The organism is Alteromonas sp. ABD4_190, assembly GCF_056160105.1.
On record NZ_JBSWWN010000001.1, the window covers coordinates 2,001,390 to 2,019,880 of the forward strand.

Genomic DNA, 18,491 nt, shown 5'->3' on the forward strand with positions numbered 1-18,491 from the left:
TTTGCACAATATTCGCAAAGGTAGTGAAGATGAAAACATTAACCACACAAGTAGCTATTGTTGGCTCTGGCCCTTCTGGTTTATTACTTGGTCAACTCTTAGCTAAGCAAGGCATAGATAACATTGTTATTGATAGAGCAAACAAAGATTACATTTTAAGTCGTATTAGAGCGGGCATTTTGGAACAGGGATTTACCGATCTTGTGCGAGAGGCCGGCGTTGGTGCTCGCATGGACGAAGAAGGTGAAGTGCATGATGGTTTCGAGATTGCCATTGACGATAAAACGGTTCATATCGATTTAAAAGCGTTGGCTGACGGCAAAGCTGTTATGTGTTACGGCCAAACCGAGATCACTAAAGATCTTATGGAAGCGCGCGAGGCGGCAAAGTTAACCAGCTTCTACGAAGTTGAAGATGTGACTTTGAACGACATTGATACCGCATCGCCCTATGTGGTTTTCAAAAAAGGGGACGATGTTTACAAGCTTAATTGCGACTATATCGCTGGATGTGATGGTTTTCACGGTGTTTCTCGTAAAACTATTCCTGAGTCGGAAAGAACAGAGCACGAGCGAGTTTACCCATTTGGCTGGCTAGGAGTGCTTAGCGATACGCCGCCTGTTAGTGAAGAACTTATTTATTGCAAAAGCCAACGGGGCTTCGCTTTAGCAAGCAGACGTTCTTCTACGCGTTCGCGCTATTACCTTCAGGTGCCTGCCACTGACGCGGTAGAAAATTGGACAGACGAAAGGTTCTGGGATGAGCTTAAAAAGCGCTTACCTGCAGAGGTTGCCCAAAAGCTCATAACTGGGCCAAGCATTGAAAAGAGTATTGCTCCTTTGCGTTCTTTTGTTTGCGAACCTATGCAATACGGTGCACTTTTTCTTGTTGGAGACGCTGCACATATTGTTCCCCCAACAGGCGCAAAAGGCTTAAATTTAGCAGCATCCGATGTGGCAACTTTGTACAAAATACTTTGTCGCGTTTATCTTGAAGGCGACAACTCACATATTGAAGACTATTCAAAAATTGCATTACGAAGGGTATGGCACGGCGAACGATTTTCGTGGTGGCTCTCGAACATGCTGCATAATTTCGATAATGAGCATGTTAACGATATGGGCCCAGAGACATTTCAGCGATTCATGAACTCTGAGCTGGATTACTACACGTCTACCGAGGAAGGGAAAAAGGTTATTGCCAACCAGTATGTAGGCATGCCCTATGAAAACTTAAGTAATTAGTCGCAGACGTTCAGTTACGTTTATATTCATCTAGCACTTCAAGGAAGCGTCTTTGAAGTGCTGTTGGCTGCCAATCGCGTCTTAGTGTGTAGCCTATTTCTCGACAGCTATCTGGCAACGGGTTGGGGCTTACATAAAGCAAACCAGCATCGACCTCGTCTTGAACTTGCCTTGCAGATAACAAGGTTACTCTGTCGCTTTTTAACAAGATCCCGCGGATCGCCATCATAGTACTGCATTCGATAATATCTTTGGGTACCGGCATAGCTTCAAGCTCGAACATGCGATTAAAAACCTTTCGCGTTGGCGTACCGGCTTTGGGAATAACCCACTGCCATTTACTTATGTTGGAAGCGTAAGTCCCCTCTTCTATGGTCGCTAAAGAAGGATGGTGCTTGCGCGCTACAACGTGCAGTTTATCGTCGAACAATTTGTGCTGCGTGATTGTGTTATCAAGGTTGGGGGCACGCAATGCCCCTACAATGATATCAACTTGCCCTTGCAGCAAGCCAACAAGTTGTTCCTCATATGGGCCGTCAACAATACTCACTTCTGCTTGGGGATATTCCTCTAATAACCGCAACACCGCCATAGGTACTATGTTTGCCCTTGCCAGCGGCAAACTGCCTATACGTATTTTGCCAGAGCGCTGCCCAACGAACTCGTTGACTTCCTGCAGCCCTTGTTCAATTTCAGCTACAAATAAATGAGCAAGACGGGCAAGCTGCTTTGCTCTCCACGTTGGTTCAACACCAGTGGGAATTCGACGAAATAACTTTTGTTCAAGCGTAAATTCTAGGTCTTTGATCGTTTTACCCAGCGTTGGCTGCGTTAAACCCAGCTTTGTCGCTGCGTTGGTGTAATTTCCGGTATCTACAACCGTAATTAATGCAATAAGTTGACGGGTTGTAATCAGCCGTAAAAACCCTTCTTTTCTCTTCGCACTTTTTTCAAACACGTTATTGGCAAAAGACAGTAAATAGTCGAACGCTCTTGTTACCCGCTTCAAAAAAACATCGCCTACATCTGTTGTAAACATACCTGACTGGGTGCGTTCGAAAATTATGTGGCCAAGCTGAGACTCCAGCTTGTTGATGCCTTGCGTTAAGGCCGATTGTGATAAATGAATATACTGAGACGTTTCGGTTAGCGTACCGAACTCTCTAACTTTCATAGCACTAAGCAAGTGACGCGTATTAAAAACCAACGTATGCCCCTAATGTTTTTTAGTCATTATAGAAAAAATTAATAGCAAAGGGCAGCAATCTAACGTTCTTTTCAGCGCTGAGTTATCCATAATCGAGGGACTTCAATATTAAAGGAATATCCTAATGGCTATTTGCGTAACAGACTGCCCACGACCTTCTCTGTCAACCATTGAAAAATATCAGGGGTCAGAGGTTGCTACCGTTCACGAAGCGCAGGGTAGAAAGGGGCTTTTAGCGCAAGATATGCGCCCTATTTATCGACCTGCTCAAATAGCCGGCCCTGCGGTTACATGCCAAGTAGCGCCAGGAGACAACTGGATGATTCATGTTGCGGTTGAGCAGTGTCAGCCGGGAGATGTATTGGTTGTTACGCCAACCAGCCCTTGTTCAGATGGCTTTTTTGGTGACCTGTTGGCTACATCGTTAAAAGCAAGAGGGGTAAGAGGGCTGATTATTGATGCAGGTGTTCGCGATATCGCTACCTTAACTGACATGAAATTCCCCGTGTGGTCTAAAGCCGTGTTTGCGCAAGGCACCGTAAAAGAGACGATTGCTAGTGTTAATGTACCTGTTGTTTGTGCAGGTGCTTTGATAAACCCTGGGGATATTGTTGTTGCTGATGATGATGGCGTGGTGGTGGTGAAACAAGAAGAAGCAGATGACACGTTTGAAAAGGTTAAGCTGCGCGTAGAAAACGAAGAGTCCAAACGCAAACGTCTTGAACAAGGTGAGCTTGGTCTGGATATTTATAATATGCGCGAACGCCTAGCAGCTAAAGGCCTTCGCTATGTAAAGCACGGTGAGCAATAGCATTTATGAAAGCCGTAACTGCGTGCCTAATGAGGGGCGGAACCTCTAAAGGACTCTATTTTTTAGCCAAAGATTTACCCCTTGATGTTCATCGTAGAAATGCCTTTTTATTGTCGGTTATGGGCTCTCCCGATAGCCGACAAATAGACGGTGTGGGCGGTGGTCACCCGCTAACTAGTAAGGTGGCCGTTGTGAACCCGTCGTCTAATCCAGAAGCCGACGTTGACTACTTATTTTTACAGGTAGCGGTAGATAAAGCCCAGGTCAGCGATACGCAAAACTGCGGAAACATCCTTGCCGGCGTGGGTGCGTTTGCTATTGAACAGGGGCTAGTAAAAGCGCAGGACACGACAACCGATGTACGTATTCGCATGGTGAATACCAACACGTTCGCTGTAGTAAGAGTTCAAACGCCTAACGGCGTGGTCAATTACGAAGGCAGTGCGAGTATTGACGGCGTACCTAATACCGCCGCCCCTGTTTATATTGACTTTTTAGATGTTGCAGGTTCTTCCTGTGGAAGCTTATTCCCCACCGGGGCCGCTCAAAATACCGTAGAAGAGATTAATATTACGTGTATAGATAATGGTATGCCGGTCGTGCTTATTGATGCTCACTCGCTGGGACTTAAGGGAAGCGAAACACCAGAACAATTAGAAAGTAATGCCGCCTTAAAACAAAAAGTAGAAGCTATCAGGCTTAAGGCTGGCGAAATGATGCAGTTAGGCGATGTCACGGCCAAAACGGTCCCTAAGATGACGATCATTTCTGCCCCTCTAAATGGCGGAGATATCAATACTCGCACCTTTATTCCACACAGAGTACACGACGCTATTGGCGTTTTAGGCTCAGTTAGTGTTGCGACGGCTTGCTTGGCAAAAGGCACCGTTGCCTACGACCTTTATCGCCGCCATTGCGCTAAACGTGATAACGAATTGCAATCTGCTGTGCCCCTTGCAATTGAGCATCCAACGGGAGCGTTCAAGGTAGATATGGAGGTCGCAAATGCTGATGCATTCGAAACATTTGAAGTGAAGCGCGCCGCTTTACTGCGCACAGCCAGACTGCTCATGCAGGGAACGGTGTTTGCTCCCGACTCTGACCCTACACTAGCTCATGAATAAAAACGATAAAGAGGACCGAAAATGATCATTGATTGCCACGGACATTACACCACTGCACCCGAGCCACTACAGCTTTTCAGAGAGGCGCAAATTAAAGCGTTTAAAGACGGCAAAGCGCTGCCTGAAGTTCCTCATATTAGCGATGACCAAATTCGAGAAAGTATTGAGAAAAACCAGCTTAAGTTACTAAAAGAGCGTGGCTCAGACATGACAATATTTTCTCCGCGCGCATCTGCGATGGCGCACCACGTTGGCGATGAAGCAGTTTCAAAGCAGTGGACCAGCGCATGCAATGACCTGATTAAGCGCGTTGTCGATTTATACCCTCAACACTTTATTGGTGTGTGTCAATTACCCCAGTCACCCGGTGTTCCAATCAAAAACTCTATTGATGAGCTAGAGCGCTGTGTTAATGAGCTGGGCTTTGTAGGCTGCAACTTAAATCCAGACCCCTCCGGTGGCCATTGGACATCAGCGCCTTTAACGGACAAAAGCTGGTATCCGTTCTATGAAAAAATGGTAGAACTAGATGTACCAGCCATGATCCACGTGTCGGGCTCGTGTAACGCGAACTTCCACGCTACGGGTGCTCATTATATGAATGCAGATACCACGGCATTCATGCAATTTTTGCAGGGTAATTTATTTAAGAACTTCCCCGAACTGCGCATTATTATTCCACACGGCGGCGGCGCCGTACCTTATCACTGGGGGCGTTATCGTGGCTTAGCTGATATGCTAAAGCAACCTCCACTCGATGAACATGTAATGCAAAACGTGTATTTTGACACCTGTGTTTACCACCAACCCGGGATAGACCTGTTGTTCGATGTTATTGACATTAAAAACATTCTATTCGGCTCAGAAATGATTGGCGCAGTGCGAGGTATTGACCCTCAAACGGGTAATTATTTTGATGACACAAAACGCTATATTGATGCGTTGGATATTCCAACAGAAGATAAGCAGTTAATATTTTCTGGCAATGCTCGTAGGGTATACCCTCGACTAGATGCCAAACTAAAAGGAATGGGGCTATGAGCAAATTTACCGTTGATCCAGATTGGTTACACTGGCACCCATCACCGTCGAAACCACAGTTTACATTACCGCAAGGCGCGGTAGATGCGCACTGCCATGTGTTTGGCCCTGGTGAACAATTTCCTTTTGCTGCTGAGCGAAAATACACACCATGTGACGCATCTAAGTGGCAGTTGTGGGCGCTGCGTGATTATTTAGGTTTTAGCCGAAATGTTATTGTGCAGGCGACATGTCACGGTGCCGACAACCGTGCATTAGTTGATGCGCTAAACAACTCTCAGGGACTTGCGCGAGGCGTTGCCACCGTAAAACCTGATATTTCAGATGAAGAGTTGTATGCACTGCACGAAGCTGGCGTACGAGGCGTGCGCTTTAACTTTGTTAAACGTTTAGTCGATGCCCTGCCGTTTGATGCATTAAATACAGTAGCGCACCGCATTAAAGAACTTGGCTGGCATATTGTTATTTACTTTGAAGCCCAAGAGCTACCAGAGCTTTATTCGTTTTTTACCGCACTGCCTACCACGGTTGTTGTTGATCACATGGGTCGTCCCGACGTGAGTAAACCGGTAGACGGTGAAGAGTTTGGGTTATTTCTAAAACTAATGACAGAGAACACCAATTTTTGGTCGAAGGTGAGTTGCCCAGAGCGAATCTCACTGGCTGGGCCGAGTAACGGTTACCACGATGTCATCCCTTTCGCCAGAGAAGTGGTTGAACGCTTTCCAGACCGTGTTATTTGGGGCACAGATTGGCCTCACCCGAATATGAAAAGTCACATGCCGGATGACGGAAAGCTGGTTGATTTCATTCCGCTTATTGCCTCTACAGAAAGATTACAGCGCAAACTTTTGGTTGATAACCCAATGAAGCTTTATTGGTCTTAAGGCTCGATACTGCTTTTGAAATTGAGGAAGATTTTATGAAAATTATAGTTGTAGGTCCTGGCGCTTTTGGTATAAAGCACTTAGATGCATTGAGCAAAATTGATGATGCTGAGGTTGTCGGTTTAGTGGGCCGAAACCCGCAAAAAACGCAAGCGGTTGCCGATGAGTACAAGATTCCCCATGTGTACACTACACTTGAAGAGGCACTAACCTCTGATGCCGATGCCGTTATTCTTTGCACCCCCACCCAGATGCATGCCGAGCAGTCTATTTTATGCATGCAGGCGGGCAAACACGTACAAGTTGAGATACCACTCGCCGACAGCTGGGAAGACTCTCAAGCCGTCATGGATGCACAACTAGCGTCTAATTTGGTATGCATGGTGGGTCATACTCGCCGCTTTAACCCGTCTCATCAATGGCTAAACAAGCGTTTGCGCAAGGGTGAATTGAATATTCAGCAAATGGACGTTCAAACTTATTTCTTTCGTCGCAAAAACATTAATGCGAAAGGTGAGCCTCGTTCTTGGACAGACCATTTGCTTTGGCACCACGCTGCTCATACGGTTGATTTATTTGCCTACCAAGCAGGCTCGCCTATTGTAAAAGCGAACGCCGTACAGGGGCCGATTCACCCTGAACTGGGTATTGCTATGGATATGTCAATTCAGCTTCAAGCTGAAAATGGCGCCATTTGTACCCTTTCACTATCTTTCAATAATGACGGACCGTTAGGTACATTCTTCCGATACATCTGCGACAACGGCACTTATATCGCAAGATACGACGACCTTGTTAACGGCCATGAAGAACCAATTGATGTGTCTACCGTTGATGTATCATTAAATGGTATTGAGCTACAAGACCGCGAATTTATTAGCGCGATAAAAGAAGGCCGCCAACCCAATGCTAGCGTAGCGAGCGTATTGGGCTGCTATAAAGTACTTCATGACCTTGAGCAACAGCTAGCGTAGTGGGAGGCGATTATTAAAACGCGTAATCTTTTGGGTAAACAGGTGGGTGAGATTGGCTTTGGTTGTATGAACTTTAGCCATGCCTATTCTGGAAAACTCAGCGAAAATGATGCTATCGATTTACTACACAAGGCTTATGATTTAGGCGTCGATCATTTTGATACTGCGGCATTATATGGCTTCGGAGAAAATGAGCGCATTGTCGGAAAAGGGATAAAACCCTTCAGAGACAAGATTTTGCTGGCCAGTAAGTGCGGGATGACTGGCGTGAACGGCAAGCGCACTATTGATGGCTCGCCTAAAGCTATAGAGGCTACGCTTAATAATGCGTTAAAAAGCTTACAAACCGACTTTATCGACTTGTACTATTTGCACAGGATTGACCCTAACGTGCCGGTAGAAGAAAGTGTTGGCGCGTTGGCAAATGCGGTTAAAGCAGGCAAGATTGGCGCGATTGGTTTATCTGAAGCGTCTGCCGAAACGCTTGTTAAAGCGCACGCCATTCATCCAATAGCCGCGATGCAAACAGAGTATTCACTGTGGACACGTAATGCAGAAATTGCAGTTCTGAAAAAATGCGAAGAACTAGACGTTGCTTTCGTTGGCTTTAGCCCTTTAGCACGTGGATATTTAAGTAATACATTTGCCCATATTGATGACTTAGATAGTGGTGATATTAGGCGGGGAATGCCTCGGTTCCAAGGTGAAAACTGGGTGCAAAACCGACGTATATTTACCCAATTTGCAGCCTTAGCAAATGAAGCTGAATGTACACCCGCGCAACTGGCCATTCATTGGGTTTTGAAACAAGCAGACTATATACACGCTTTACCCGGCACCCGCTTTATCACTCATTTAGAGGAGAATCTGCGGGCGAGCGAATTAACCATTGATAGCAATATATTGGTGCGCGCCGGTCAGTTAATTAATCAAGAAACGGTGCAAGGCCCAAGATATCCTGCCGCTGCACAGGCTGATATAGACACAGAAGAGTTTTAATACTGCTAAATAAAAAGCGGCGAGTACTTCACATGTACTCGCCGCTTTTTTGTTTACGCTATGCTTACGGCGTTATGTACGCCGCGTAATCTTAGCGATTATCTAAAACCAAAACACCTGCGCCCGTATTTGAAATAGGTGCATGGTAATGCTTGTGTATCACGTTAACATCGTCTTTTAGCGCACCGCGCATGACCAGCCACATTATGGTTTCAATACCTTCTGTTCCCGCTCGCTCCATAATTTCAGCATTTGAAAACTGCGTCATCCATTCAGGTTCTTCAGCTATCTTATCCATGCACTCAAGATCAAAGTCGACGTCTATAATACCGGCTCGTTCGCCTTGAAGCTGGTGCGACATGCCGCCCGTACCCAATATCACAACTTTATGGTCTTCAGGATATGACTCCAGTGCTTTACCCAACGCCTTGCCCAATTTTAAACAACGAGCAGCAGTTGGTACTGGGTGCTGAACTGTATTTACAGCAAGCGGAATAGCTTCTACCGGCCACTCTTCGCAATCACCAAACAACGCGCGAATAGGATTAACGAAACCATGATCGACTTTCATTTCTTGGCAAGTGCAGATATCTATTTCTTGTTCAATAAGCGACTCTGCAATATGCCAAGAAAGTGGTGCATTACCCTTAAACGGGTTAACCGGCTTTAAGCCCCACCCTTCATCGGCATTGTGATACTCATCTGCACACCCTAAAGCAAAGGTCGGAACGGTATCTAAGAAAAAGTTTAAGCCATGGTCGTTATATACAACAATAACCAGGTCTGGCTTTACTTCATTTAACCAGTCTTTCGCAGGTCCGTACCCGTCAAAAAACCTTTTCCAATAAGGCTCTTGCTGAAGACCTTCAGTAATAGCGTTGCCAACGGCAGGTATGTGCGAACTGGTTATTCCACCAATGATTTTAGCCATTCCAGTAGTCTCCTTTTTTCGTGATTTTTTCTATAAGACCGTCGCTTTTGGCCATCAAGTTCTGCTTAAATTCTTCCGTTGTAATACCTTGAAAAGCGGCACCTGCGTCTTGTACAGACACGCCGCGAGGAATAGCCATTTTTGCCATGAAGTATATGTTGGCGCCTAATCTAAGCATTTGTAGAAAATCAGAATTTACCACGACGTCTTTATACTCACCTTTAACCCCATACTTGTCACAATAGGCTGCAGGGTCTTTATCAAATTCCGTTCTGTTTTCTTCGTTGTTAAAAGAAAACAGTAGTTTATTTAGAGCATAAGCAGGGTGAGCGCGCTTACCATCGAACACATAGGTACCAGGGATGTCCTCGTAATCTTTTTTCTGCCAAGTCATTAGACGTATTCCAAATTAAAACGTACCTTTATTATATGAATGCGCCCTGCTTTTATAATGGCGAAAGCGCATCAATATTTGTACATTTCATAGATTTTTGTCGAAGGTGAGTAAACGCATGGTTTTGGTACAAATACAGCACTAACCATTATGGGACAACGGTTAACGCTGTATTGACCAAGCTCCAATGACTGGAGGGGTAGGCAGCAGCAATACTAGGCCGTAGAGGCCTTTTTTATAACCTTTTTAGGGCCTATGTTTAAGAATTTGTTCTCGCAGCCACTTGTGTAGCGGGTCGTTATTTAAACTTGGGTGCCACATCATAGACTCATTCAACTGTGGCGTTTTAAACGGAATATCATAAATCTTTATAGGGAGATGTCTTGCGTTAATTTCAGCAAGACGCTTTGGTGCAAGGGCCACCCTTTCGGTATTTATCACTGTAAAAAACATACTAGAGAAATCGTTGACGATGACTTCTACGCGGCGGTTAACTTCATCTGAGTCTACCATCCATTTCTCTATGCTCAATTGACTCGCTTTTTCATAGCCAATGGTTACATGGCCAATGTCTGAGAATTGTTCTAGGGTAATATGGCCATTTAGCTTGCTGTTGTTTTCATCCGCTATACAAACGAACTCATCATCTAAAACTTCTTGGGATGAATAGCCATCGAGCATGAAAGCAGAAGGGGCAATAATAAGGTCAGCGCCTTGTTTTGCGAGGCTGTCTAAATCACCAGCAAAAGTAGACATAAATTCAAATGTTATGTTCGGCGCTACTTTCGTGACGTAGGCCAATAAATCAGCCAGCACCACCTGCATTACATAGTCTGACGCAATAATTTTGAAATTGCGATTTGATAATTCTGGTGTGTTTATTTTCTTATCTATAATGCGGTTTCTAATAGTGCTTAGCACTTCGCTGACTGGCTGCTGCATTTCAGCGGCAAGTGGCGTGATGTGCATTTGCTTACCCATTTGTACAAGCAAATCATCATCAAAATAGTCCCTCAAACGAGATAAAATACCACTTGTTGCCGACTGCGAAAGGTGCAGTCGATAAGCGCTTTTCGTAATGTTTTTTTCTTCTAGCAAAACTTCTAACGCCACCAGCAGGTTTAAGTCTAGTTTTTCGTACCGCATTTCTACCCCGAGAACTTATCTACCTATTTTGTACCAACGGTTTTTGAGATATCACGTATCGGCACAAACGATTTTTGCTTAGTAACTCTGAATACTACCATCTTCTGTTAACAATAATTAAAACTTTTAATTACGAAGAGACTTTATTCAATGAAGTTAGCGTCACTCAAAAGCAATGGGCCTGATGGCAAGCTAGTACTTGTTTCTAAGGACCATAGTTTGTGTACAGAGGTTAGTGATATTGCCCCTACTATGCAGTTTGCACTGGATAATTGGGATGCGTGTTATGACAAGCTTAACGAGCGATATCAGTTACTTAATAATGGGAACGCGAATAATGCGTCTCACTTTAAGCCCGAGCAATGTTTAGCGCCCCTACCCCGCGCTTGGAGCTGGCTTGACGGCTCTTGCTATTTAAATCACGGGCACTTAATGCAAAGAGCCTTCAACTTAGATCCTATTGAAGGCGCCGACAAATACCCTCTGGTTTACCAGGGCTCAGGTATTTCCTTTAGAGGAGCACGCGAACCTCTCTATGCCGCCAAAGAAGAGCACGGTATCGATTTTGAAGGTGAGTTCGGCGTAATAACTGGCCATGTTCCTGTAGGCGCATCACAAGAAGAGGCCAAGCAGAGCATTCGTCTGGTCGTCATGTTAAATGACGTCAGTTTCCGTGCCCTTGCCCCCCGCGAAATGAAAACGGGGTTCGGCTTTGTACAAGCAAAAGGCGATACAGCCTTCGCACCTATTGCCGTTACGCCAGATGAACTTGGTGAGCATTGGCAAGATTCAAAGGTCTGTGCTCCTTTAGAAATCCATCGAAACAATGAATGGTTTGGTGCACCAGACGGCGCAAAGATGTTCTTTGGGTTTGACCAACTCATCGCACATATTGCTGTAGCACGAAGCCTTCTCCCTGGCTCAGTCGTTGGTTCGGGCACGGTATCTGATAACACACCTAACAAAGGCCAAGCCTGCCTTTCAGAACTCCGCGCAAAAGAACTTGTTCAATTTGGCGAGCCCAAGACGCCTTTCTTAAAAGTGGGCGAAACAATAGCGATGCGAGCGCTGGATAAAAATGGCTTCAGCTTATTTGGCGACATTATCCAAGACGTTGAGTTGGAGACCTCAAATGTTTAACCCAAGAGAATACGAAATTATCGATTTGTCGGTGACGTTAGACAATAACCCACACACCGACCCACCTCCTTTATTGCCCAAAATCGATTACATGGACCACCAGGAAGGCTGGCCCGAAATGGCGTCAATGTTTCCGGGACTAACCCTCGATCAGTTACCTGGCAACGAATCATGGGCGGCAGAAAGACTTGCAATAACCACCCATAGCGGCACTCATATGGATGCACCCTGGCACTATGCCTCAACTACTGATGGCGGTAAGCCTGCATTCGGTATTGATGAATTGCCCCTGGAGTGGTGTTTCCAACCGGGCGTAAAGCTGGACTTTCGCGACTTTGAAGACGGTTACATTATTACTGCCAGCGATGTGGAAAAAGAGCTGCAACGCATTAATCACGATTTACAGCCGCTGGACATTGTTGTGGTTAACACCCGTGCAGGCAAGATATTTGGTGAACCAGGTTACTTAGACGCAGGGGTCGGCATGGGCCGCGAAGCCACAATGTATTTGCTTGAAAGAGGCGTAAAAGTGGTCGGCACTGACGCCTGGAGTTGGGACGCTCCCTTCAAATACACACGTGAACGCTTTGCAGAGACCGGCGATGCATCCTTAATTTGGGAAGGCCATAAAGCAGGTCGAGATATTGGTTACGGTCAAATGGAAAAATTGAGCAACTTAGAAGCGTTGCCCGCAACTGGATTTTTGATCTCTTGTTTTCCTTACAAAATTAAACACGCCTCTGCAGGCTTTGTTCGCGCAGTTGCATTTATAAAAAAATAAATTATCAGAGCTAACTTGGCGCATTTGCGCCGCAGAAAAATCAGGAAACTACAATGTTTAAATATTTCCCGACAAACTATGTTTGGAACCTGTCAGTCGACCTGGCCATAGAAATGGGTGCACGTATTGGCGAAATTGAAGAAATGTGTGCGCCATTAAAAGAAGCGGCAAAACAACCCGACAAAGAAGGTGTGCAGGCATTTCGTGATACCTGGGCAAAAATGGCAAATAAACTCGTCGAGCTTGCTGAAGAAGATGAAAGCCGAGGCCGATTGTTTTCAGCGGCTGAAAAATACAACCGTGCTTCCTCGTACTTAATTACGTGCGAACGCCTACAAGCCCACAAAGCGCCAGGACGCCTAGAGTTGTACAAGCATCAGCTCGAGCTTTTTCAAAAATCTATTACCTTGGGCAAAGAAAACTGCGAGCGTGTGGAAATTCCTTATGAAGGCAAACACATATCAGCACTGTATGTCAGAGCTGAAAATGTAGAAGGCCCCGCCCCCGTGTTAATCCAAGTTAACGGCTTAGACTCAACCAAAGAAATGAAATATCGCGTTGGCTTACCGGGTTGGCTTGCCAAGCGTGGGGTTTCTTCGTTGATTTTAGATCAGCCTGGAACAGGTGAAGCGCTAAGACTGCAAGGTCTTCACGCCCGTTACGACAGCGAGCACTGGACGTCTCCAGCTGTTGATTGGCTTGAACAGCGCGAAGAGATAGACAGCAATCGCATTGGCATGGAAGGCGTATCGTTAGGCGGTTATTTCTGCCCCCGCGCAGTCGCTAACGAGCCACGTTTAGCCTTGGGTGTATGCTGGGGTGCAAACCATGACTGGCGTGATGTTCAGAAGCGCCGCTTAGAAAAGGAAGGTGATTTCCCAGTGCCGCATTACTGGGCGCACGTGAAATGGGTATGGGGTGCAGAAACCATGGAAGAATTCATGGAAATCGCCGAGAAAGTTCACTTAGACGGGCAAATTGAAAAGATCAAAGTGCCATTTTTGGTCACCCATGGTTCGAAGGACTCACAAATCCCTCTTAAATGGGCAGAAAGAACCTATGAGCAGCTTGTAAACAGCCCGAAACGCGAACTTAAGATTTTTACCGAGCGAGAAGGTGGTGTTCAACACTCGAGTTTCGATAACAGCGCTAACGCGGGTCAATACATCGCGGACTGGGTTGCTGAAACCTTTAACGCGCGTACTGCCTAGAAGGAAAAAACGATGAATATTATTGGCTTAGACAAGCTAGTCTTTGGTGTAGATGACACAAACGCAACAACACAATTCGTTTTGGATTATGGGCTTAAACAAGTAGATGAGCACAATTTTGTTGCTCAAGACGGTACCGGCCTAGAGATTCGGTTGAAAGACGACCCTTCATTACCTGCACCGTTAGAAACCGGCGCTAGCATTAGAAAAACGGTTTACGGTGTTCCGGATCAAGCGAGTTTAGATGCCATTAACGCTGAATTGTCTAAAGATAGAGAGGTAAAGGTACTTTCTGACGGAAGTATTGAAGCTGTCGACGATTTAGGCTTTGTTTTAGGCTTTCAAATTACCGTTCGCACTTCTACAAATTTACCATCAGAAAAAGTGAATGCGCCGGGCGATATTAACCGTGGCGTTAATATCAACGGGGTAGACGATTCGACGCCACCTAATATTCACTCGTTATCTCACGTGGTTTACTTTGTACCTGACTCAGCCGCCATCGAGCGTTTTTACGAGCAGCGCCTGGGCTTTAAAACCACTGACAGGTTTAACGGTGTCGGGGCGTTTATGCGCCCGGCAGGGACAACGGACCATCACACGTTATTCTTTATCAAAACCCCACCTCACATGAAGGGTATTGAGCACTTTACGTTCCACCTTGGCGGCCCGACAGATGTTGTCAGGGCGGGCACGAACATGGTGAACAAAGGTTATCAGAGCTTTTGGGGGCCCGGTCGCCACATTTATGGGTCGAATTGGTTTTGGTATTTCAAAAGTCCGTTTGGTTGCAATATGGAATTTGATGCCGATATGGATCAACATGACGACACGTGGCAGGAGCGCGCAGCGAACATGGGGCCAGACTACTCTCAAATCTTTTTGTTAGAACATAGAGAGAAGTGGGCACCCTCAGGTGGACCACCTGCTAAATAGACTGCCGTTATGGACGAACACTTAGTGTGCAGTACCCAAGAGATCCCGGAGGGGAAGGCAAAAGGGTTCAAGATAGGCGAAAATGGTAAAGATACGTTCTTCGTTACTCGAAAAAACAACCAGTTTTTCGCTTATTTAGATGTTTGCCCTCACTACAACAGTACTACACTTCCATGGAAGCGACATGAGTACACTGATGTAAAAGGCGAGCATATTGTTTGTGCTGCACATGGCGCGCTGTTCAACATAGCGACGGGTGTTTGTATTCAAGGACCTTGTAAACATCAGCGAATTCAAAAAATACCCATACGGATTGAATCGAACCAACAAATTTGGATTTCAAAAAAAACAATAAAGGCCTTTAAATTATGAAATCAAGTGTGAGCAATGTTTTAATAATTGGGGGCGGTTTTTCAGGTATGACCGCCGCTATCGAATTAAGAAAGCGCAATATAGAAACAGACTTAGTGGAGATAGATGAAAACTGGCGTACAGACGGCGCGGGTATCAGCATTGGCGGTGCAACTTTACGAGCATTCAAAACAATTGGGATATTGGATGAGTTTTTAGAGCAAGGCCATGCACATAACGGATTAGATGTATTTGCGCCGCACGGCTTGCATTTAGCGCATGTCCCTACGCCCTCTGTTGCCAACGCTGAGGGCATACCAGGCGCAGGCGCAATTATGCGACCCACCCTTGCGAAGATCCTTGCCGAAAAAACCTTGGCGTCTGGCGCGAATGTACGCTTAGGCTGTACCTATAAAGAAATGGTTAATACCGACGAGGGAGTAGAAGTCAGTTTTACCGACGGTACGACCAAAACCTACGACCTAGTTATCGGTGCAGACGGCGTGCACTCGCAAGTACGTAAAGATGTATTTCCTGAAGTTGAAGCACCAAAATATATCGGCCAAGGTGTGTGGCGCGCTGTGCTGCCAAAACTTCCTGAAGTAAAAAATACAATGATGTGGGTAGGTCCGCACTTGAAAGTTGGCGTTAACCCTATGTCTAAAGATGAAATGTACTTGTTTTTGACAGAAGACAAAAAGGAAAGACCTAAATACGACCCTGCCACTTACGTTGAAAAACTGAAAGAATTAATGGGTACCTTCCCTGCCCCCATGGTTAATCAGTTTAAAGATATGCTGAACGAAAATTCACTTATCGATTTTCGAGCTCTGGGAAATCTTTTAGTACCTGCCCCCTGGCATAGAAAAAGAGTGGTGCTGATTGGTGATACTGTGGCCGCAACCACTCCGCATTTAGCTTCAGGGGCGTGCATAGGCATTGAAAGTGCCATCGTTTTAGCTGAAGAGTTAGCAAAGGATGTTACAGTTGAACAGGCACTCAATTCGTTCTTAGAAAGACGCTGGGAGCGCTGTAGAATGGTTGTCGAAAACTCTGCTCGCTTATGTCAGATAGAAATTGAAGGTGGCGATAAAGAAGAGCACACACAAATTATGCGCGAATCTATTATTGCTTTAGCACAGCCTATCTAAACTTTTAAAGTGCTTATAAAATAAAAGCTAGCAGTTTACTGCTAGCTTTTTTGCTTTAAATATAAAAAACGAAAACCTGTTAAAGTTAAAGATCCAATACCAGCTTTGTGCCTTTTGCTCGAGAACAACACGGTGTCATCAAGGCGCCATCCGCTCTTTCTTCTTCGTTTAAAAACACATCACGATGTTCGACGTCACCTTCCAGAACTTTAGTTACGCAGGTTCCGCAGACCCCTTCTTCACACGCAACAGGAAGAAAAATGCCGCTGTCTTCTAATGTGGTAAGAATGGTTTCATCTGCTGGAACGTGAATTATTTGACCGGTACTTTTTATCTCGACATCAAAAGCTTTATCTTCGTCACTTTCAAGACTGCTTTTATCGATTGAAAAGTACTCTCGGTTTATTAGCGTGTCATTCCACCCAAGCGCAAGTGCACTTTCTATAACATCATCAATAAATCGCTGAGGGCCGCACACATAAATAGGCATATGGGTAGATTTACTCTTCAAATAGTCCTTTACGCTAAGTCGAGACGACTGAGTATCGTTAGAAAAGTAGAACTTCGTATTTGGCAACTGCCTTATTCTGTCGCCGTAGGGCATTGCAGAAGCATTAGTTGCACACACACTGAATTCAAAGGGCTGCCCTTTTTCTTTGCATAACTCTGCCATAGGTAAAATAGGCGTAATGCCAATTCCTGCGGCAAGAAATAGTACTGTAGTATCCTTAGCGGGCAGGGTAAACGGGAAGTGATTTTTGGGTTCACTAATTTGTAGCTCATGACCAGCTTCCAACTCATCGTGAATAAACGATGAGCCGCCACGGCTATTGCTTTCACGCAGAATTGCAATTTCATAGTCGCTATTGTTAGAAGCGCCACACAAGGAGTATTGTCTGAGTAACCCATTAGCTAAATGTAGTTCTATGTGTGCACCGGGTTCCCATGGCGCCAGACTTGTACCATCAACGGCACTTAGTTTAAGCCTTGTAATGTTATCGGTGAGCTTTTCTTTAAGTGTTATCTTAACGTTTTGCATAAACTTTATCTCCCGTGACTTAACGGCTTTCAGCTTTGATGGCGCGGGTTATCATTCTTCTGGCCATAACACCGCCAGAATCGATATCCAGCATGAGAAGCTGCCTATCGGGATATAAGTTTAAGTTCTTCTGTTGCTCTTCTAAGATTTCTTGATCTTCAGCAAATACCGCTCCCTGCTGCTGCTTAATTTGCTCAGTTAGTGCTGTATCATCAACTTTGAAATCTCGCGCCATTCCCCAAAAATAATGTATGGATTGGTCAGATTCTGGCGTAATAAAGTCGACAACGATACTGCCAGCCCTTTTATCTGGTGCCGCATTGATACCGCCTTCTCCCGCCACAGCAACACCCACTTCAATCATAATGTGGCTGGGTAAGTCGAAGCGACAAACTTGCCATCGGTCTACGCTTCCTTCTTTAGGTAAATCATTAGCTTCCAAAGCCGCTTGCCAAAATGGAGGGGCTACAATATTTTCCATAAAGCGTGAGGTCACAACCTGTGCACCCTCAACTTTTGTATTTACTGGTGCTTCTTCTATTTCTGATTGCCCGATACTTGTTGAGTGTACGTAGGTTTCGTGGGTGAGATCCATCAGGTTATCTACCATTAACCGATAATCGCAATTAATGTGATACAGCCCACCACCATAAGCCCAGTCAGGGCTATCGGCCCAAAATAGATTAGGTAACGCATCTTCATCTGCAAGGTCTTGTTCGCCCGGCCACAGCCAGATAAAGCCGTACTTTTCGACGACTTTGAACGCTTTGATGCATGGAAATTTGTCTACCCGCTGCTTGGGCATAGCGTCGGTTTTACCTTCTCTCCCCATCACTAGGCCATGATAGCCACACACCAACTTTCCATTTTCAACATAGCCTAGCGAAAGAGGTGCGCCGCGGTGGGGACAAAAATCTTCTACTGCAGCAACGGTTTTATTGCTATCACGGAAAAAAACCAGCGGCACATCGCAAATTGTACGTGCTAATGGTTTATCAGAATTTACTTCATGTGAATAACACGCTACATACCATGTGTTTAGCGGATAAATTTTTTCTTTCATATTGTTGTCCCCATCCAAAATTGGATCCAATATATGCCATAACACGTTAAAATCAAGTTAT

At 45.3% G+C, this 18,491-nt stretch carries 19 protein-coding genes; 13 read left to right on the forward strand and 6 right to left on the reverse strand.

All coding sequences use genetic code 11. The features are described 5' to 3' along the window. The first annotated feature begins 29 nt into the window (after window positions 1–29). Entirely contained in the window at window positions 30–1,244 is a 1,215-nt protein-coding gene (pobA, locus tag ACXAFM_RS08795; protein WP_474834240.1) for a 4-hydroxybenzoate 3-monooxygenase, read from the forward strand. A gap of 10 nt (window positions 1,245–1,254) precedes the next feature. On the opposite strand, the gene ACXAFM_RS08800 is transcribed toward pobA, so the two are convergent. Then, a complete protein-coding gene (locus tag ACXAFM_RS08800; RefSeq protein ID WP_474834242.1) occupies window positions 1,255–2,451 on the reverse strand; it encodes a LysR family transcriptional regulator in 1,197 nt (398 codons plus the stop codon). A gap of 124 nt (window positions 2,452–2,575) precedes the next feature. Here ACXAFM_RS08800 and ACXAFM_RS08805 point away from each other — a divergent pair, with 124 nt between their 5' ends. From ACXAFM_RS08805 to ACXAFM_RS08830, 6 genes are read left to right on the forward strand one after another with little or no spacing between them, the layout of a single operon-like run. Beyond that, complete coding sequence (locus ACXAFM_RS08805; protein WP_474803073.1) at window positions 2,576–3,262, forward strand: 4-carboxy-4-hydroxy-2-oxoadipate aldolase/oxaloacetate decarboxylase; 687 nt, start codon at window positions 2,576–2,578, stop codon at window positions 3,260–3,262. Between the two features lie 5 nt (window positions 3,263–3,267). After that, window positions 3,268–4,386 (forward strand): 4-oxalomesaconate tautomerase, encoded by a 1,119-nt coding sequence (locus ACXAFM_RS08810; protein WP_474834244.1) that lies wholly within the window; start codon window positions 3,268–3,270, stop codon window positions 4,384–4,386. Between the two features lie 21 nt (window positions 4,387–4,407). Further along, window positions 4,408–5,427 (forward strand): amidohydrolase family protein, encoded by a 1,020-nt coding sequence (locus tag ACXAFM_RS08815; RefSeq protein ID WP_474834246.1) that lies wholly within the window; start codon window positions 4,408–4,410, stop codon window positions 5,425–5,427. Next, a complete protein-coding gene (locus tag ACXAFM_RS08820) occupies window positions 5,424–6,314 on the forward strand; it encodes an amidohydrolase family protein (protein ID WP_474803082.1) in 891 nt (296 codons plus the stop codon). The genes ACXAFM_RS08815 and ACXAFM_RS08820 overlap by 4 nt, the downstream gene beginning before the upstream one ends. A gap of 35 nt (window positions 6,315–6,349) precedes the next feature. Next, on the forward strand, window positions 6,350–7,288 hold the full coding sequence (locus ACXAFM_RS08825; RefSeq protein ID WP_474803085.1) for a Gfo/Idh/MocA family oxidoreductase: 939 nt from the start codon (window positions 6,350–6,352) through the stop codon (window positions 7,286–7,288). Window positions 7,289–7,318: 30 nt separating this feature from the next. Next, window positions 7,319–8,287, forward strand: coding sequence for an aldo/keto reductase (locus ACXAFM_RS08830; protein ID WP_474834249.1), 969 nt, complete (start codon window positions 7,319–7,321; stop codon window positions 8,285–8,287). A gap of 91 nt (window positions 8,288–8,378) precedes the next feature. Here ACXAFM_RS08830 and ACXAFM_RS08835 read toward each other — a convergent pair whose 3' ends face one another. From ACXAFM_RS08835 to ACXAFM_RS08845, 3 genes are all read right to left on the reverse strand, one after another. Next, the gene (locus tag ACXAFM_RS08835; protein WP_474803091.1) at window positions 8,379–9,218 is read right to left on the reverse strand and encodes a class III extradiol dioxygenase family protein; all 840 of its coding nucleotides are present in this window, start codon (window positions 9,216–9,218) and stop codon (window positions 8,379–8,381) included. Continuing rightward, entirely contained in the window at window positions 9,211–9,612 is a 402-nt protein-coding gene (locus ACXAFM_RS08840; protein ID WP_474828743.1) for a protocatechuate 4,5-dioxygenase subunit alpha, read from the reverse strand. Before ACXAFM_RS08840 ends, ACXAFM_RS08835 begins: the two co-directional genes overlap by 8 nt. Before the next feature lie 246 nt (window positions 9,613–9,858). Next, the gene (locus tag ACXAFM_RS08845; protein WP_474834251.1) at window positions 9,859–10,758 is read right to left on the reverse strand and encodes a LysR family transcriptional regulator; all 900 of its coding nucleotides are present in this window, start codon (window positions 10,756–10,758) and stop codon (window positions 9,859–9,861) included. 150 nt (window positions 10,759–10,908) lie between these two features. Here ACXAFM_RS08845 and ACXAFM_RS08850 point away from each other — a divergent pair, with 150 nt between their 5' ends. The 6 genes from ACXAFM_RS08850 to ACXAFM_RS08875 are packed head-to-tail and all read left to right on the forward strand — an operon-like array spanning window position 10,909 to window position 16,328. Continuing rightward, window positions 10,909–11,898 (forward strand): fumarylacetoacetate hydrolase family protein, encoded by a 990-nt coding sequence (locus ACXAFM_RS08850; RefSeq protein ID WP_474834253.1) that lies wholly within the window; start codon window positions 10,909–10,911, stop codon window positions 11,896–11,898. Continuing rightward, the gene (locus ACXAFM_RS08855; protein WP_474834255.1) at window positions 11,891–12,679 is read left to right on the forward strand and encodes a cyclase family protein; all 789 of its coding nucleotides are present in this window, start codon (window positions 11,891–11,893) and stop codon (window positions 12,677–12,679) included. Before ACXAFM_RS08850 ends, ACXAFM_RS08855 begins: the two co-directional genes overlap by 8 nt. A gap of 53 nt (window positions 12,680–12,732) precedes the next feature. Then, window positions 12,733–13,890, forward strand: a complete 1,158-nt coding sequence (locus ACXAFM_RS08860; RefSeq protein WP_474834257.1) for an alpha/beta hydrolase family protein — start codon at window positions 12,733–12,735, stop codon at window positions 13,888–13,890. Between the two features lie 12 nt (window positions 13,891–13,902). After that, window positions 13,903–14,826: a VOC family protein gene (locus tag ACXAFM_RS08865; RefSeq protein ID WP_474834259.1), complete on the forward strand. Its 924-nt coding sequence runs from the start codon at window positions 13,903–13,905 to the stop codon at window positions 14,824–14,826. A 9-nt stretch (window positions 14,827–14,835) separates the two neighbouring features. After that, window positions 14,836–15,198 (forward strand): Rieske (2Fe-2S) protein, encoded by a 363-nt coding sequence (locus ACXAFM_RS08870; RefSeq protein WP_474834261.1) that lies wholly within the window; start codon window positions 14,836–14,838, stop codon window positions 15,196–15,198. Then, the gene (locus ACXAFM_RS08875) at window positions 15,195–16,328 is read left to right on the forward strand and encodes an FAD-dependent oxidoreductase (RefSeq protein ID WP_474834263.1); all 1,134 of its coding nucleotides are present in this window, start codon (window positions 15,195–15,197) and stop codon (window positions 16,326–16,328) included. Before ACXAFM_RS08870 ends, ACXAFM_RS08875 begins: the two co-directional genes overlap by 4 nt. Window positions 16,329–16,413: 85 nt before the next feature. Here ACXAFM_RS08875 and ACXAFM_RS08880 read toward each other — a convergent pair whose 3' ends face one another. Both ACXAFM_RS08880 and ACXAFM_RS08885 read right to left on the reverse strand, forming a co-directional pair. Then, the gene (locus tag ACXAFM_RS08880; protein ID WP_474834265.1) at window positions 16,414–17,367 is read right to left on the reverse strand and encodes a PDR/VanB family oxidoreductase; all 954 of its coding nucleotides are present in this window, start codon (window positions 17,365–17,367) and stop codon (window positions 16,414–16,416) included. Window positions 17,368–17,386: 19 nt separating this feature from the next. Then, entirely contained in the window at window positions 17,387–18,430 is a 1,044-nt protein-coding gene (locus ACXAFM_RS08885) for a Rieske 2Fe-2S domain-containing protein (RefSeq protein ID WP_474805514.1), read from the reverse strand. Window positions 18,431–18,491 lie beyond the last annotated feature (61 nt).